The sequence below is a fragment of the Mesorhizobium kamtschaticum genome, assembly GCF_056174585.1.
The window spans coordinates 2,261,844-2,277,644 of sequence record NZ_CM149691.1; the positions used below are offsets into that span (position 1 = coordinate 2,261,844).

Sequence of the window (15,801 nt, forward strand, 5' to 3'; positions counted from 1 at the left end):
GAGGAGGCGTTTGAAACCGAACCATGGCGTTGGCGGCGAAACTACAGCTCCGACAATCGCAGTCGCTGGTGATGACGCCGCAGCTGATGCAGTCGATTCGGCTGCTGCAGTTCACCCATCTCGAACTCGAGCACTTCATCGACGAGGAAATCGAGCGCAACCCGCTTCTGGAGCGCGCCGAGCCGCAGGACGACGCCGCGAGCGACCAGGCGCAGAAGACCGAGGCCGAGCCGCAAGCGGCCGCCGACGGCGACTGGTTCGAGAACGAGGCGGGATGGAGCGCCGAGGCGATTTCGGAAAAACTCGATACGTCGCTGGAAAACCTGTTTCCCGACGATCCCGGCACCAGCGAGCGGCTCGGACCCGACCTGACGGCGCAATGGAAATCGGCTTCTGGCAATGGCGGTGGCTCCTCGTCCGAGGGGCTTGACGCCGGCGACATGGCGGCGGGCGCCATCACCTTGCGCGACCATGTCGGCGAGCAGGTCGCACTCGCCTTCGCCGATCCCGCGGCGCGGCTGATCGCGGCCGACCTCGCCGACGGGCTCGACGAGACCGGTTATCTACGCGCGGACCTAGCCGAGGTCGCCGCGCGTCTTGGCACCGATGCTGCCACGGTGGCCAAGGTGCTGGCGGTGTGCCAGACCTTCGAGCCGGCCGGGCTGTTCGCCCGCGATCTTGCCGAATGTCTTTCGCTGCAGCTTGCGGTACGAGACCGCCTCGATCCGGCGATGAAGGCCCTGGTCGCCAATCTCGAACTCCTGGCGCGGCGCGATTTCCAGGCCCTGAAGCGGATCTGCGGCGTCGACGAGGAGGATTTGCTCGACATGCTGGCCGAGATCCGGGCCCTCGATCCGCGCCCGGGCATGGCGTTTTCGGGCGGCGCCAGCGACGCCATCGTCGCCGATGTCGAGGTGCGTGCGGCCAATGACGGCAGCTGGACCGTCGAACTCAACGCCGAAACGCTGCCGCGTGTGCTGGTCGATCATATCTATTTCGCCCAGGTCTCGCCGCAGGCCAAGAACCAGGCGGAAAAGGATTTCCTAGCCGAGTGCCTGCAAAACGCCAATTGGCTGACACGCAGCCTCGACCAGCGGGCAAAGACGATCCTCAAAGTGGCCTCGGAGATCGTGCGCCAGCAGGATGCGTTCCTGGTCCATGGCGTGCGCCAGCTGAAGCCGCTCAATTTGCGCACGGTGGCGGACGCCATCGGCATGCACGAATCGACCGTCAGCCGCGTCACCGCCAACAAATACATGCTGACCCCGCGCGGCGTGTTCGAACTGCGCTATTTCTTCACCGCCTCGATCGCCGCGTCGGGCGGCGGCGACGCGCATTCCTCCGAAGCGGTGCGGGATCGCATCAAGCAGCTGATCGACGAGGAGAAACCCGTCGACGTCCTGTCCGACGACGCGATCGTCGACATGCTCAAGGAGAGCGGCGTCGATATTGCAAGGCGCACGGTCGCCAAGTACCGGGAAGGCATGAATATTCCGTCTTCCGTGCAGCGCCGGCGCGAGAAGCGGGCGCTCGCCAGCGCAGGGCGTTAAGGGTTCTCGATTTTCCACAGCTTTCGAGCTTCATTGACAAGCCGTGGGGAAGTGGCTAGAAGCCCGCCCGCATGAGACGGGCCCGATGCCCGCTAGCGGATGGTCCGTCACGACAATGGCCTCGGGACGGTCAAAAGGGCGGCTTGTGATCAACCGGAAAGTTCGGATTTAAATCGGCGCGAGTGACGCCGCAAAGCTTGTGCGCACGGATCACGAGTATAAACTCAGGCCAGTTTGAAGCCTGAGCAAGGAAGGTCAGTTTTCAGATGAATCTGCGCATATCGGGAAAACACATGGATATCGGCGATGCGTTCCGCACACGCATCAACGATCGTGTCGGCGAAGCGATCGGCAAATACTTCGATCGCGGCTTTGCGGGACACGTCACCGTCATCAAATCGGGCTCGCGCTATTCGGCGGATTGCATGATCCGGCTGGATTCCGGCGCCTCGCTGCAGGCTACCGGCGATGCCCAGGATCCGACGCTCGCCTTCGAGGCCGCGGCCGATCGGCTGGAGACCCGGCTTCGGCGCTACAAGCGCCGTCTCAAATCGCACAATTCGGGCAATGGCAATGGTGAGTTGACCGACATCGCCTATACGGTGATGGCGCCGCTTGCCGATGACGACGAGGAGATCCCGGAGGATTTCGCGCCGGCCATCGTCGCCGAATCGACCATGACGCTGAAGACCATGTCGGTGGCCTCGGCGGTCATCGAACTCGATACCAAGGACAGTCCGGTGTTCGTTTTCCGCAACGCCGGAACCGACCATCTCAATATCGTCTATCGCCGGCCCGACGGAAACATTGGCTGGATCGACCCGTCCACGACCAAGGTCGCACAGGGATAAAAGCCAGCCGCACGAGGGGTGGGGACTGGTGACGGCAGGCGAACAAGGGATTTTCAAGCATGGATCTGAGCGATCTTATCAGCGTTCCGGCGATTTTGCCGGCGTTGAAGGCGAACTCCAAGAAGCAGCTTCTGCAATTGCTGTCCGAACGGGCAGCGGCGATTTCGGGCATTCCGGAGAGGGAAGTGTTCGACACCATCCTGCAGCGTGAGCGGCTGGGCTCGACCGGCGTCGGCAATGGCATCGCCATTCCGCATGGCAAGCTCGCCGGCGTGAAGCGGATCGCCGGTGTTTTCGCCCGGCTGGAAACGCCGGTCGATTTCGAATCGCTGGACGACCAGCCCGTCGATCTGGTGTTTCTGCTGTTGGCGCCGGAAGGGGCAGGCGCCGATCATCTTAAGGCGCTGTCGCGCATCGCGCGCGTGCTGCGTGACGCCGATACGGTGGCCAAGGTCAGGGGAACGCGCGACGCCACGGCGATCCACGCGCTGTTGTCGGACACCCAGGCCTCGCACGCGGCCTGAAGCCGGATTTTGGATGAGATCGCCAAGGGCCGCCGTGAGCGGCCCTTTTCGTTTCAGCCAACCGATCGCCAACTCTTTCTTTGACGCAATTCCGAACGGAAAACCGCTAAGCACTTTTCCTGGAATTGCTTTAGTGAATAGCGACCGTGGTCAGGTCGTTTTCCATTGCGCCGGCCAGAGCGCGGTCACGCGCATCGGAAAGCAGGATCGGCTGGCCATTGGCGGCAAACAGCGCCCACAGCTCCATGCCGGGCGCGATTTCACCGAGATTGGGGAAACGGCCGAGCAATTCGTCGCTCGAGACCTTGCGCAGATAAGCGACCGAGCCCTCGCCGAGATGGGCGAATTCGCCATTGGTCATGGTGATCGTTTCAGTTCTGGTCATTTCAAGCCTCCTTGGCGCGAGGACGCCGCTCAAGGCCATCCCGCATGAGAGCCATCGGTAAAGATCAGTCTTTCACCGATATGTTTATTTTCCGTACCAGCCGTTCGGACTCCGGCCGATCGAGGTCGATCGACAAAAGGCCGTTTTTCAACTCCGCTGCGATCACCCGCATGCCGTCGGCCAGAACGAAGCAACGCTGGAACTGGCGCGCGGCGATGCCGCGATGAAGAAATTCGCGCTCGGTATCGTCGGTCTGACGGCCGCGCACGACCAGCTGGTTCTCCTCCGTTGTCACATCGAGATCGCTTTCGGCGAAACCGGCGACGGCGAGCGTGATGCGCAGCCTTTCGGCCTTGCCGTCAGCACCGCTGAGCCGTTCGATGTTGTAGGGAGGGTAGCTATCACCGGATTTCGCCAAGCGCTCCAGAGTCTTTTCCATGGCGTCGAAACCAAGGAGAAGCGGGCTGGAGAAAGGCGTCATTCGGCTCATGTTACACTGTCCTCTCAAGAGCGACATAAAGTGGAAAAACCCAGGTGGCATTTTTCCCGATGCTCTTGATATGGTCCGCCCCGCGACCAAGTTCAAGCCACCAGAAGACCCGCCCAAAAAGACCAGGCCTTGGACTCACAGGAATAATCGACATGGCGCTTGAAACGACGCGCGGATGCAAGGAGAAGCGCTGGGGTCGGGACCGTTCCCGGTCGAGCGGTTCGGCAGCTTGCAGCCGGTTCGGCGTCCTTGCGGCGTGTGATCGGCCCGGTGAGCTCACGGCCAGCCAAACAAGGAATTGAAATGCCCCAACCACGCAAGATCATCATCGACACCGATCCCGGCCAGGACGACGCCGTCGCCATTCTGCTGGCGCTCGGCAGCAGCGAGCTGGAGATCGTCGGCATCACCGCCGTTGCCGGCAACGTGCCGCTGAAATTAACCGAAAAGAATGCTCGCAAGATCTGCGAACTGGCCGGCCGGCCGGAGATCAAGGTCTATGCCGGTGCCATCCGCCCGCTGGCACGCACACTGGTCACCGCCGAGGAAGTGCATGGCAAGACCGGCCTCAACGGGCCGCAGCTGCCCGAGCCGACGATGAAGCTGCAGGAGCAGTATGCCGTCGACTTCATCGTCGAGACGCTGATGAAGGAAGAGAGCGGCACCATCACGCTCTGCCCGCTCGGGCCGCTGACCAACATCGCGCTGGCGCTGATCCGCGAACCGCGCATCGCGCCGCGCATCAAGGAAATCGTGCTGATGGGCGGCGGCTTCTTCGAGGGCGGCAACGTCACGCCGGCGGCCGAATTCAACATCTATGTCGATCCGCAGGCCGCCGATCTGGTGTTCAAGGCCGGCATTCCGATCGTAATGATGCCGCTCGACGTCACCCACAAGGCGCTGACCACCACCAAGCGCACGCAAGCCTTCCGCGCGCTCGGCACCAAGGTCGGCATCGCGACCGCCGACATGCTGGAATTCTTCGAGCGTTACGACGAGGGCAAATACGGCACCGATGGCGGGCCGCTGCACGACCCCTGCGTCATCGCCTATCTGCTGAAGCCGGAGCTGTTCAAGGGCCGCAACTGCAATGTCAGCGTGGAAACCGCCTCGGAACTGACCATGGGCATGACCGTGATCGACTGGTGGGGTGTGACCAAGCGGGAAAAGAACGCCATGGTGATGCGCGACATCGACCATGACGGCTTCTTCGCGCTGCTGGTGGAGAGGCTGGCGCGGCTTTAGTTTTTGCGTCGATGCGGGCCGTCCACAGCTGCGCGCTTTGGATGGCCCGCATTCGCTTGCTCAATCGAGGAGCAGTCGAAAAGTGTCGGCGCTGTTCTTGTGGTGCTGCCGTTCGATCGTCACTTCCGATCCGATCACGTGCGGTGTATCTAGCTCGCCGTCGACAAAAATCAGGGCATTGTCGTTAAGACGGATGCCATATTGGTAATAAAGTCCGCGACCGGAGACGGCCTTCGGGGCTACGGGCATAGGCGTGGCGTTTTCAACGATGCCCTCAACGCGTTGCGTGCCGACGACCGGATTGTTCTGGTTCATCGCAATCGGGATCAGTGCCGCCAGAGGCAGTGCGCAGAAGAAGGCGATGCCTATAACCGCCTCGCGATATTCGGCCTGAAGCAGGAGCAAGCGGCTTTTGAGAGAAAATCCTGTCGCCATGTCTCACTCGGGAAACCGGTAGGAGACGAAACCGTTGTCGCGTGTCACGCGTTCAATGCTGGCATCTGACCCAATCAGATGCGGGCGGTCGTCGTCGATGAGCACAGACGAGCCATCATTGAGAACAAGCACATAGAGGATGTACTTACCGTCTCTCCATTGGGCACTTTTGATCGTTGCATCGATGGCACCGACAGACCGGATCGGGCTTTCGTCATTGGCCCATTTGTTTGCCGCCAACGTGAGCATAATCGCAAACGCACCGATGAAGAGGATCACGCCAGGCGCGTTCCTCTTCAAACCATCCCAAGTCCAAAAGACAGACATGAATCCCCCGATACAGATTCATGTGGTGGTGGGAGAGCACACTTTCAATCGGTTGCCATTCCAGGGCGTTGCAACTCTTTGCGGCGCGTGCCTCGCGGTCGCCTTTACTTCGACCTTGAAAACGCCAGCCACAGGCCGCCGCCGACCAGGAAGCTGCCGCTGATCCTCGACATGAGCTTGATGCGGCTCGCCGACAGCAGGCGCCCGGCGCGGCTGGCGGCCAGAGCATAGGTCGAATCCGACATGGCGGCGAAGATCATGGCGGTCAGGCCCATGACGACGATCTGCAGCGTGTAATTGCCCTGCGGCGCGATGAACTGCGGAAAGAAGGCGCCGAAGAACACCAGCGTCTTGGGATTGCTCAGCGCCACCAGCAGGCCCTGCAGGAAGAAGCCGCCGCGCGGCTTCCTCGCAGTGCCGTCGGCGTTCAGCGTGCCCTTGGAGCGGAACATCTGGACGCCCATCCAGATCAAATAGGCGGCGCCGATCAGCCGCACCCATTCGAACCAGTGGCCCATGCCCGCGATCAGCGTGTTGAGGCCGATGCCGACGATGGCGATCATGATGGCAAGCCCGGCCTGCGTGCCGGCGACATTGGCGAGGCCGGCGCGGGCGCCATGGCGGATGCTGTTGGCGATGATCAGCGTGACCGTCGGACCGGGCACCAGGATGATGACGATGCAGGCGAGGACATAAGCGGCGTAGAGTTCCAGCGACATGGTTTTTCCCTTGGAATGCTGTCGATCCAGCAGGCGACAATCAATGCATGGCGACAGCCTCCGCGCAAGCCATACGCGAAGCGCCGGGCCGCTACAGGCGGGTCAAGCGCCGGCCTGCCAGGGCAGCGTCGCCTCATAGGCGGCGGCCGCCTTGAGCACGGCAAGGTCGCCGCGCGGCCGGCCGATCAGCTGCATGCCCATTGGCCGGCCCTTGTCGTCGAAGCCGACCGGCACATTGACCGCCGGGCAGCCGCCCAGCGTGGCAAAGGCTGAAACCTGCATCCAGCGGTGATAGCTGTCCATCGGTCGCCCGGCGACCTCGTGCGGCCAGTGGGTGCCGACATCGAAGGGGAAGACCTGCGCGGTCGGCAAGGCAATGAGGTCGAAGCGGTCGAAGATCGACAGCAGCGTGCGATGCCAGGAGGTGCGGATGACCGAGGCCGCGCGGATCTGCGGCGCCGTCAGCCGCATTGCGTTCTCGACTTCCCAGATGGCTTCCGGCTTCAGCAGGCCGCGCCTCGAAGGGTCATCGTGGTGGACCTTGAGCGCGCAGCCGCTGCTGGCCTGGCGCAACGTCACGAAGGCCTGCCACAGCGCCTCGAAATCGAAATCCGGCAGCAAGGGTTCCGCTGGGAAGGATGCATCCGCGAACCGGCCAAGTGCCGCCTCGCAGAGATCGAGGATGCCCGGTTCGAGCGGCAGATGGCCGCCGAGATCGCCGAGCCAGGCGATGCGGCCGCCGGTTGCCGGCGTTGCCAGCCCTTCGAGGAACGAGCCTGGTTTGTCATAGGATAGGGGTGCCTGCGGATGGTAGCCCGCCTGCACGTCGAGCAGCAGCGCCATGTCGGCAACGTTGCGGCCCATCGGCCCCTCGACGCCCATCTGTGCATGAAAGACCTCGAAGTCCGGCCCGCCGGGCACAAGCCCCTGCGACGGGCGGAAGCCGTAGATATTGTTCCAGGCGGCGGGGTTGCGCAGCGAACCGCCGAAGTCACTGCCGTCGGCAATGGGCACCATGTCGAGCGCCAGCGCCACCGCCGCACCGCCGCTCGAACCGCCGGCAGTCAGCGCCGGGTCGAAAGCGTTCAGCGTCGGCCCGAACACATTGTTGTAGGTGTTGGATCCCAACCCGAATTCAGGGACATTGGTCTTGCCGATGATGATGGCGCCGGCGTCGCGGATGCGCTCAACGAAGAAATCGTCTTCCTGCGGCACGAAATCGGCGAAGATCGGCGAGCCGAAGGAGGTTCTCAAGCCGGTCGTCGAGGCGAGGTCCTTGATGGCGATCGGCAAGCCGAAGAGCGAGCCGGTTTCGATACCAGCCTGCCGCCTGATATCGGCCGCATCGGCCTCGCGCAGGATATCGCCGCGGTCGCGCAACGAGACGATGGCGTTGACCAGCGGGTTGACCGCCTCGATGCGATCGAGGAAGGCCGTCACCACCTCGCGTACGGACAGTGTCTTGCGGCGGATCGCGTCGGCCAGTTCGACAGCCGACAGGCGGCAGATATCGCCGGCCGGTGGCACGGCATGTTTCGTCCGGGGGCGCATCATTTCAGCGGGCTTCCTGCAAGGCCTGATCGACATCCCTGGCCAATGGGATCGCTGGTTGAGCGCCAGGCTTCAGGCATGCAAGCGAGCCGGCCGCACCGGCGCGCGCCAGGGCCTTGTCGAGCGCAAGGCCGGACGACAGGCCGGCAGCGAAGTAGCCGCAAAAGGTGTCGCCGGCGCCGACCGTGTCGACAGGCGTGATCTTCATGGCCGCAACGGTCAGGAAATCGCCCGGCGTCGCCGCCATCACGCCGTCGCCGCCGAGCGTGACGACGATGGTGCGGCCGGTTTTCGCGGCGAAGTCGCGCATGCGTGCCGCCCGGTCGCGGCCCTTCAACGCCAGCGCCTCGCCATAGAGGTCGAATTCGGTTTCGTTGGCGACGGCATAATCGGCCTTACTGAGGAAAGCCGCCGCATCGCCCTGGAAAGGCGCGGTGTTGAGCACGGTGATGGCGCCGGCCGCCCGTGCCTGGTCGAGTGCGGCGTCTACGGTCGCCAGCGGGATCTCGTGCTGCAAAAGCACGACATCGCCCTTTTTCAGAAAGGCCTTGGAGAGGTCGCCGGGCACCACGGAAGCATTGGCGCCGGGAACCACGGCGATGATGTTCTCGCCGTCGTCGCCGACCATGATCAGCGCCGTGCCGGTCGAGGCAAAGGTTTCGCCGACGCCCGACAGATCGACCTTGGCCTCGCGCAGCAATGCCAGCGCCTCAGCGGCGAAACTGTCCTTGCCGACGGCGCCGACCATGCGCACAGGGACACCGGCGCGTGCGGCGGCCAGCGCCTGGTTGGCGCCCTTGCCGCCAGGCGCGGTGGCGAAACCGGAGCCGCTCACCGTTTCGCCGGGGGTCGGCAGGCGGTCGACTTTGGCGATAAGGTCGAGGTTGATCGAGCCGATGACGATAATCAAGCAAGGCCTCCTGCCGGCACAAATTCAAACTGTTGGAACGTCCACAGAGCGTTCGGGCGAACGCAGGGCTTTCCAATCGCGCGGGAAGCTAACCCGTAAGGCCTCGGCTTGCCAGACCACGCGAATGGTCCAGCCCAATTTGTGGCGTCGTGCCTATTCACAGCGCACGGTGACGGTGCCCTGATAGGTGCCGGCAGGAAAGATACCGCTCGACTTGGTGGCGGTGAGATCGACTTGCATGGGGTGGGTGCCGTTGACGACCCTTTGCGGCACGCTGCCGTTGATATCGACCCCCGAGCCGTCGAGGCGGAAGACCGAGGCGAAGGTCACATTGGTGCCGCCGCCGCTCGGCGCCGACGAGAATGCGGCAGGCGCCGGCGCCGAAACCGAATAGCAGTCAAGCAAGTTAAGTATCGAGCACAGCAAGGAGCTTGCCACGATAGTGGCGCTGGCGCTGGATCCGCCGGCCTGCTTGGAGCCAAGTATATTGATGGCGGGATTTGCCTTCATCGTTCCCGATGGCCCGACCATGATGGTGCAGGTGCCGATGATTGCAGCTTGCGCCGGAAGGCAGAAGCCGGCAAGTGCAGCCATCGCAAGCAGTGCGCGGCTATTTCTTCTTCTTTTTCTTGCCATTGCTATTCCCGGTCCTGATGCTCCAGCCTTCGTTGGCCCATCCAGGTGATGCTGCGGCCGCGGTGGCGGGAGCACCGGCGGCCACGCTCGCCGTCTGGCCGTCGCCGCCGAGGCCCATTTTGAGCAGTTTCAGCTCCAGCTGCAGGCGCTGGACCTCAAGTTCGTACAGCCGGCTGCAGTCGAGACGCTTCGGCGTACGCCCGATCGGGATCACCACCCGGCCGTAGGTGGCGACGCCATTGTCCGTCTGGTTGTTGCCTCTGATAACGCCGAGATCGACATAGGCACCGGAACCAGAAACGGCGGAACGGCAAGTGGTGCCGTCCGCGGCATGGACCTCGTCTTGGCCCTGGGGCAAGGTGACACCGGGCAAATTGAAGCCGTTCTCGTTCTGGTTGAGATTGTAGATCTGGTCCTGGGCCTGGGTTGGAACGGTGCCTGTCACAGCAACCGCGAGTGCCAGCGTCAGGACTTGCGGTGCCCAAAAAACTTTCCGCATATCTGTGCCCTTATCTGCGTCTGTTGATTGGGGAAGGGGATGCTTTCGGTACAGATACGCACTTTACGCTCGGCAGCGCCGCCGAAGGGCACGACCACAAGGACAGGACGGGAGGCCTGGGACCCCAGTTGGAACACACTCGGAGAGATCCTGGCGTCCACCGGCTGAAAATCCTGGTCGTAGACGTGGATTTCGACCTTGATCTTCTGGTCGTATGGATTGGCCGGGAAGACGCGAACCGCGAAGACGTCGGTGAAACTGTTGACCTCACCGCGCATCGGCGACATCGACTGGGCCGCAGCGGCAACAGGGATCATGCCGACGGCCAGCGCCGTCGCCAGGGTTCCAAAAAGTGTCAAGGATGCCTCCTTCCCGAACGCTACTCGCAGCGAAGCGTTACCGTTGCCTGATAGTTTCCGTTGGCGAAGCGGTTGCTGCCGCCCTTGGTGCCGGCGAGATGGACCGAGACAAGGTCGGCGCCGGGTGTGCTGATGGCGGTCGCCGAGCCGGTCTCGACGATGGAGTGCGCACCGGCGGAGGAGTAGGTTGGTGTCCAGGTAGTCGATGTCGTGTCAGCCGACGGCACCGTCGTGGTGGTAACAGGATCGACGCTCAGCGATACGCCGCCTGTCGTCGTCAGCGTGACGGTTCCGGCCGAGCCGCCGCTGTTGTGGGAGCTGAGGGTCTGGAGGTCGGGACTGACCGTCATCGTGCCATTGGTGGCAATGACAAGCGTGCAGGTCGGGGTGATCGTGCCATTGAAAATGACATTCTGCGTTGTGGCCAACGCAGGCTTGTCCAGACATGCGACCAGCAAGGCTGCACCGAAGGCGGTGCGCAACAGCTTCATCGAGACCTCCTATTAAGTCGGATTGCCCGAATTAATATGAGTCATGATCGCTTTATCGTGGTTAATTTAGCGTAAACTTAAATAATGCGCCGAAATAACATTCTATAAAGAACCGAAGGTTGTCCCCGGTTGTGCCCTGAATTTCAGATAGAATCCAAGTAATACTTTTCTCCGATCAAGATTTGTAAATTTCTTCGGTGGAAAATCGATATTCAGGACGACACTTGCCCCGCCTCCCAGCCCAGGATGGCGCGCTTGCGGGTTAACCCCCAGTGATAGCCTGTGAGGTCGCCGGACTTGCCGATGGCGCGATGGCAAGGCACCACGAAAGAGAGCGGGTTGGCGCCATTGGCGGCACCGACCGCGCGGCTGGCGCTTGGTGCGCCGATGCTGGCGGCGATCGAGGAATAGGTGCGGGCCTTGCCCATCGGAATCTGCAGCAGCGCCTCCCAGACGCGAACCTGGAAGTCGGTGCCGATCATGACGACATGCAGCGGCTGGTCGGGGCGCCACAGTGACTGGTCGAAGATGCGCGCGGCGTAGGGCCCGGTGGCAGTCATATCCTCGACATAGATGGCGTTTGGCCAGCGGCTGGACATGTCGGCGAACGACGCACGTTCTTCGCCCGGGTCGCTGAAGGCGAGGCCGGCAAGCCCACGGTCGGTGGCCATGATCAGGGCGGTGCCGAACGGCGAGGGGTGATAGCCGTAGCGGATGGTCAGCCCGGCACCGCGCGTCTTGTAGTCGCCCGGCGACATCGCCTCATGGGTGACGAACAGATCATGCAGCCGGCCGGGACCGGACATGCCCAGTTCGAACGAGGTTTCAAGCAAGGGCATGCCGGAATCGAGCAGCCGGCGGGCGTGGTCGAGCGTCACCGCCTGCAGGAAGGCCTTGGGCGACAGGCCGGCCCAGCGGGTGAAGAGCTTTTGCAGGCCGGTCGGGGTTTCACCGACCTCTTCGGCCAGTTCTTCCAGCGAAGGCTGATCGCGATAGTCGAGGCTGATCTTCTCGATGGCGCGGCGCACGATCTCGTAGTCGCTGCCTTGCGGCGTGATGTCCTTTTTGAGGACTGCTGTCTGTGTGCTCATCGAACTGTCTCCTTGACCAGGAATATCGCCCCTTGGGGCGCCGTTCGCCACCCGAAACTTGCCTTCTTGCCGCGCATGCCCAGATAGACTCCGATTGCGAGCCCCGGAGTCACTCATGGCTGGCGAGAAAGTGCATCTGACCGGGGCAAAGGAAACCTTGCTGATGACGCTCTACGGCAAGGCGCTGGAGAGCCGGCTGCCGCAGTCGCTGCTTGGGGATCACTTCGCCGACGAGGCGGTACGCAAGATCGACTATGATTTTGCGAGGCTCAAGGTCGACGAGAATCTCGGCATTGGCCTGGCGATCCGGGCCAAGACACTGGACGTTCGTGTTGAGGATTTTCTGGCCAGAAATCCCCGCGCCATCGTATTGCATCTGGGTTGCGGGCTCGACACGCGCATCTTCCGTGTCGATCCGCCACCAGGCGTGGACTGGTTCGATGTCGACTATCCCCAGGTCATCGACCTCAGGCGCAAGCTTTACCCGTCCCGCGACCATTACCACCTCATTGCTTCGTCGGTGACCGAGCCCGGCTGGCTGGCCGGAGTGCCCCGCAACCGCCCGGCCATCGTGGTGGCGGAGGGGCTGACACCCTATCTGCCCGCCGACGAAGGGCTGCGCCTGGTTTCGCGGCTTGTCTCGCATCTTGCCGGCGGCGAGCTGATGTTCGATGCCTACAGCCGTTTCGGGCTGACGCTGCTTCGACTCAATCCGACCATCAAGGCAACGGGCGCCGAGGTTCACTGGGCGATCGACGATCCGCACGAACTGGAACTGGCGGTCCCAAAGCTGCGCTTCGTCGAGGATATTTCCGCCTACAAGCCTGAACATGCCGCCCGCATGGGCTGGTCCGCCAAACTGTTCGTTCGGCTGTGGAAACACATTCCGGCGTTGCGCAAGGTCGGCAGGCTTTTGCGGTACAGGTTTTGAGCAGATAGTTTGTCCAAACATTTATTGCCTGGTGATTACCCTCAGCCAGGTTGTATCAACCCCTATATTTCTTGAGACGGGCTGAGTGGTAACGAAACATGCCTCCTCTGCCGATCCGCCGCAATTTCTATTTTGAGCCACTGCGTCTCGGAACGAGAGCTGAATTGAAATCACACACAACATGATCCCGATCAGCGTTAGAATCGATTTCGTATAACGATCTATCATTGCAATCTCCCATCTTATTTAATTTCGATGGAAACAAAAAATAACTAAATCTCCAAGTCAAGACTTGGCTTTTGCCAGCGCGCGCGAAAAGGCCGTCGCAAAACTCTCGCGGGACTCGGGGTCGAGAAAGCCGCCGATCGGCACGTTCTGGCCTTGGCCTTCAACCGTCATTTTGGTGATGCCGATCTCGGCGTGCCGGGCGACCGAAAACCGTGCCCAGAACGGATTGAAGCGATGCGCTTCCGATTTCCCGGAAGGGGCTGTCTTGCGGATGTCGAGGCTGGTGCGGGAGACCGACACTTCCTCGCGGGCGCGGGCGGCGCGATAGTTGGCACGGAAGGCGATGTAGACGGCGATGACGTCGAGGCCGAAGAAGCCGAACACCGGCCAGGCGCCACGCGACAGGAAAAACGCGCCGGTCACCAGCCAGCCGAACAGCAGCGCGCCCATCAGGACCAGGAAGCCCGTCTTGCCCAGCGACCGGTGTGGGGTCAGCAATGCGTGAAAGAAGGGCTCGTCAGCCCGAAACGAGGCGTTTGTGTCGCTCATGACAGGATATTATAGGAGGGAAATGGCGAGCCCCAAGTCCAAAGATTCTTCCATGCCCGAAAAAGAGCTGCCGGCCGGCCGGCGCGATGGTTCGAATGCCAAACCGCGTCCACGGCCGGTGCGGCGGACTTCGCGCTACAGTCCGGCCGAAGTGCATGAGATTTTCCGGCGCTTTTCGGTGCAGCGGCCGGAGCCGAAGGGCGAGCTCGAACATGTCAACGCCTTCACGCTGCTGGTGGCGGTGGTGCTTTCGGCGCAAGCGACCGATGCCGGCGTCAACAAGGCGACGCGGCCGCTGTTCAAGGCGGCCGACACGCCGCAGAAGATGCTGGCGCTGGGTGAGGCCAAGGTCGGCGACTACATCCGGACCATTGGGCTGTGGCGCAACAAGGCCAAGAATGTGGTCGCGTTATCCGAGGCGCTGATCCGCGACCATGGCGGCGCGGTGCCCGACGACCGCGATGAATTGGTCAAGCTGCCCGGAGTCGGGCGCAAGACCGCCAATGTCGTGCTCAACATGGCCTTCGGCCAGCATACGATGGCGGTCGACACGCACATCTTCCGCATCGGCAACCGGCTCGGCCTGGCGCCTGGCAAGACGCCCGAACAGGTCGAGCAGGGGCTGCTGAGGATCATTCCGGACGAATATATGCGCCATGCGCATCACTGGCTGATCCTGCATGGCCGTTATGTCTGCAAGGCACGCAAGCCGGATTGTCCGGCCTGCGTCATCGCCGACATCTGCAAGGCCGAGGAGAAGACGACCAGCGTCCCGGCGCCGCTGGTGGAGATTGCTCCGATCGAAGTGATTGCCGCAGACGATTAGTAGCCGTAACCGCGCGCCATCGCCGCCGCGAAGACCGGGATCAGCAGGAAGACGAAGGCCTCGGCGCGAATATAGGTCTTCACCGAGGCCAGTTCGCTCGCCGGTACAGTGAAGGAGGGATTGGCGCCGGCCTGACGGTTCCAGGAAATGAAACGGATAGTCGGGATGATCGACAGCAGGCCGACAATGCCGAACGCCGCCATCTTGGCCCAGAACACCCAGTTGTAGACATAGAACTCCCAGCCCTTGAGGCCCCAGAAGACACGGCCGATGCCGACGATGATGATGAGCGCGGCGATGATGCCATAGTGACGGTCGATGCCGGCGAGCCGCTTGAGCGTCACAGCGGGCAGGTCGCCGCGGATCAGCACGAATTCGGCGCCGATGATCCCTGCCAGGGAAAACACCAGCAGATGATGGACAATGGCAAGCACAAGGTCGGTCGTGTCCATGTTTTCTCCCTTGGGTTTGAGCACCAGCCGCGTCTGAAAAAGGCGCGTCGCGACGTGCTGAATCAGCCTGCCGAAAAGATAACATCGTCGAACGGATTTCTCACTGCAGAACATTGCACATTGCGGTTCTGGATGATGGCGCATCTTCTGCTGGCCCTTGCATCGCGGGGGCGATTTGCTAAGCGCGGACACCATCAGCGAGGCAAATCCCATGAACAACCGCCAAGTGACCGTCGCCCCCGTCATCGAGACGCAGCGAACCATCCTGCGGGCGCACCGGCTGGACGATTTCGACGCCTATGTCGCCATGTGGGCCGACCCGGTCGTCACCCGCTTCATCGGCGGCAAGCCGCGCACGCGCGAAGAAAGCTGGATGCGCTTCCTGCGTCACGCCGGCCTGTGGTCGCTGCTGGGCTACGGCTTCTGGGCGATCGAGGAGAAGGCGACAGGCCGCTTCGTCGGCGAGGCCGGCTTTCACGACCTAAAGCGCGACATGGAACCGTCGATCGAAGGCATTCCCGAGGCGGGATGGGCGCTGGCGCCGGCCGTGCACGGTGCCGGCCTTGCCACCGAGATCGTCAGCCGCGTGCATGTCTGGGGCGACGAGACTTTCGGACGTGCCAAAACCGTCTGCATTATCGATCCGGAAAATACGGCTTCACAGAGTGTCGCCAGGAAGTGCGGCTACAGCGAGGTGACGCGGACCCTCTATCACGATGCCCCGACCATCCTGCTGGAGCGGCGGCCCTGAG

General features: G+C 62.4%; 21 protein-coding genes. 7 read left to right on the forward strand and 14 right to left on the reverse strand.

Annotated elements, in window-relative coordinates; all coding sequences use genetic code 11:
- Positions 1-23: 23 nt before the first annotated feature.
- From rpoN to ptsN, 3 genes are all read left to right on the forward strand, one after another.
- The gene (gene rpoN / locus AC0V7N_RS11125) at positions 24-1,550 is read left to right on the forward strand and encodes an RNA polymerase factor sigma-54 (RefSeq protein ID WP_475457361.1); all 1,527 of its coding nucleotides are present in this window, start codon (positions 24-26) and stop codon (positions 1,548-1,550) included.
- A gap of 266 nt (positions 1,551-1,816) precedes the next feature.
- Complete coding sequence (hpf, locus tag AC0V7N_RS11130) at positions 1,817-2,401, forward strand: ribosome hibernation-promoting factor, HPF/YfiA family (protein WP_027043252.1); 585 nt, start codon at positions 1,817-1,819, stop codon at positions 2,399-2,401.
- Between the two features lie 59 nt (positions 2,402-2,460).
- On the forward strand, positions 2,461-2,925 hold the full coding sequence (gene ptsN / locus AC0V7N_RS11135; protein ID WP_027031063.1) for a PTS IIA-like nitrogen regulatory protein PtsN: 465 nt from the start codon (positions 2,461-2,463) through the stop codon (positions 2,923-2,925).
- A gap of 130 nt (positions 2,926-3,055) precedes the next feature.
- Here ptsN and AC0V7N_RS11140 read toward each other — a convergent pair whose 3' ends face one another.
- Both AC0V7N_RS11140 and AC0V7N_RS11145 read right to left on the reverse strand, forming a co-directional pair.
- Positions 3,056-3,310 carry a BQ00720 family protein gene (locus tag AC0V7N_RS11140; RefSeq protein WP_013529590.1) on the reverse strand — a complete coding sequence of 85 codons (255 nt, stop codon included), beginning with the start codon at positions 3,308-3,310 and terminating at the stop codon, positions 3,056-3,058.
- A 64-nt stretch (positions 3,311-3,374) separates the two neighbouring features.
- Positions 3,375-3,800: an Hsp20 family protein gene (locus AC0V7N_RS11145; RefSeq protein ID WP_013893014.1), complete on the reverse strand. Its 426-nt coding sequence runs from the start codon at positions 3,798-3,800 to the stop codon at positions 3,375-3,377.
- A gap of 303 nt (positions 3,801-4,103) precedes the next feature.
- Here AC0V7N_RS11145 and AC0V7N_RS11150 point away from each other — a divergent pair, with 303 nt between their 5' ends.
- Positions 4,104-5,045, forward strand: a complete 942-nt coding sequence (locus tag AC0V7N_RS11150) for a nucleoside hydrolase (RefSeq protein ID WP_475457365.1) — start codon at positions 4,104-4,106, stop codon at positions 5,043-5,045.
- Between the two features lie 60 nt (positions 5,046-5,105).
- Here the strand turns inward: AC0V7N_RS11150 and AC0V7N_RS11155 are convergent, their stop codons facing one another.
- The 10 genes from AC0V7N_RS11155 to AC0V7N_RS11200 all read right to left on the reverse strand — a co-directional run bounded on the left by AC0V7N_RS11155 (position 5,106) and on the right by AC0V7N_RS11200 (position 12,063).
- The gene (locus tag AC0V7N_RS11155; protein ID WP_475457367.1) at positions 5,106-5,480 is read right to left on the reverse strand and encodes a hypothetical protein; all 375 of its coding nucleotides are present in this window, start codon (positions 5,478-5,480) and stop codon (positions 5,106-5,108) included.
- A gap of 3 nt (positions 5,481-5,483) precedes the next feature.
- The gene (locus tag AC0V7N_RS11160) at positions 5,484-5,759 is read right to left on the reverse strand and encodes a hypothetical protein (protein ID WP_475457370.1); all 276 of its coding nucleotides are present in this window, start codon (positions 5,757-5,759) and stop codon (positions 5,484-5,486) included.
- Positions 5,760-5,911: 152 nt separating this feature from the next.
- Positions 5,912-6,526, reverse strand: a complete 615-nt coding sequence (locus AC0V7N_RS11165) for a LysE family translocator (protein ID WP_172224173.1) — start codon at positions 6,524-6,526, stop codon at positions 5,912-5,914.
- 102 nt (positions 6,527-6,628) lie between these two features.
- Entirely contained in the window at positions 6,629-8,080 is a 1,452-nt protein-coding gene (locus AC0V7N_RS11170; RefSeq protein WP_475457373.1) for an amidase, read from the reverse strand.
- A 1-nt stretch (position 8,081) separates the two neighbouring features.
- On the reverse strand, positions 8,082-8,987 hold the full coding sequence (locus tag AC0V7N_RS11175; RefSeq protein ID WP_475457375.1) for a ribokinase: 906 nt from the start codon (positions 8,985-8,987) through the stop codon (positions 8,082-8,084).
- 153 nt (positions 8,988-9,140) lie between these two features.
- On the reverse strand, positions 9,141-9,623 hold the full coding sequence (locus AC0V7N_RS11180) for a hypothetical protein (RefSeq protein WP_475457377.1): 483 nt from the start codon (positions 9,621-9,623) through the stop codon (positions 9,141-9,143).
- Positions 9,598-10,122 (reverse strand): hypothetical protein, encoded by a 525-nt coding sequence (locus AC0V7N_RS11185; protein WP_475457380.1) that lies wholly within the window; start codon positions 10,120-10,122, stop codon positions 9,598-9,600. Before AC0V7N_RS11185 ends, AC0V7N_RS11180 begins: the two co-directional genes overlap by 26 nt.
- Positions 10,089-10,439: a hypothetical protein gene (locus AC0V7N_RS11190; RefSeq protein ID WP_475460277.1), complete on the reverse strand. Its 351-nt coding sequence runs from the start codon at positions 10,437-10,439 to the stop codon at positions 10,089-10,091. Before AC0V7N_RS11190 ends, AC0V7N_RS11185 begins: the two co-directional genes overlap by 34 nt.
- A gap of 62 nt (positions 10,440-10,501) precedes the next feature.
- Positions 10,502-10,972, reverse strand: coding sequence for a hypothetical protein (locus AC0V7N_RS11195; protein ID WP_475457383.1), 471 nt, complete (start codon positions 10,970-10,972; stop codon positions 10,502-10,504).
- Between the two features lie 212 nt (positions 10,973-11,184).
- Positions 11,185-12,063, reverse strand: a complete 879-nt coding sequence (locus tag AC0V7N_RS11200) for a methylated-DNA--[protein]-cysteine S-methyltransferase (protein ID WP_475457385.1) — start codon at positions 12,061-12,063, stop codon at positions 11,185-11,187.
- 115 nt (positions 12,064-12,178) lie between these two features.
- Between AC0V7N_RS11200 and AC0V7N_RS11205 the strand changes: the two genes are divergently transcribed.
- Positions 12,179-12,994 carry a class I SAM-dependent methyltransferase gene (locus tag AC0V7N_RS11205; protein ID WP_475457387.1) on the forward strand — a complete coding sequence of 272 codons (816 nt, stop codon included), beginning with the start codon at positions 12,179-12,181 and terminating at the stop codon, positions 12,992-12,994.
- A gap of 285 nt (positions 12,995-13,279) precedes the next feature.
- Here the strand turns inward: AC0V7N_RS11205 and AC0V7N_RS11210 are convergent, their stop codons facing one another.
- Positions 13,280-13,771 carry a DUF2244 domain-containing protein gene (locus AC0V7N_RS11210; RefSeq protein WP_475457389.1) on the reverse strand — a complete coding sequence of 164 codons (492 nt, stop codon included), beginning with the start codon at positions 13,769-13,771 and terminating at the stop codon, positions 13,280-13,282.
- A gap of 22 nt (positions 13,772-13,793) precedes the next feature.
- On the opposite strand from AC0V7N_RS11210, the gene nth reads away from it, so the two are divergent.
- On the forward strand, positions 13,794-14,597 hold the full coding sequence (nth, locus tag AC0V7N_RS11215) for an endonuclease III (protein ID WP_496627829.1): 804 nt from the start codon (positions 13,794-13,796) through the stop codon (positions 14,595-14,597).
- Here the strand turns inward: nth and AC0V7N_RS11220 are convergent.
- Complete coding sequence (locus AC0V7N_RS11220) at positions 14,594-15,049, reverse strand: DUF2214 family protein (protein WP_475457393.1); 456 nt, start codon at positions 15,047-15,049, stop codon at positions 14,594-14,596. The two genes, nth and AC0V7N_RS11220, sit on opposite strands and share 4 nt — an antisense overlap.
- Positions 15,050-15,260: 211 nt before the next feature.
- On the opposite strand from AC0V7N_RS11220, the gene AC0V7N_RS11225 reads away from it, so the two are divergent.
- Positions 15,261-15,800 carry a GNAT family N-acetyltransferase gene (locus AC0V7N_RS11225; protein WP_475457395.1) on the forward strand — a complete coding sequence of 180 codons (540 nt, stop codon included), beginning with the start codon at positions 15,261-15,263 and terminating at the stop codon, positions 15,798-15,800.
- Position 15,801 lies beyond the last annotated feature (1 nt).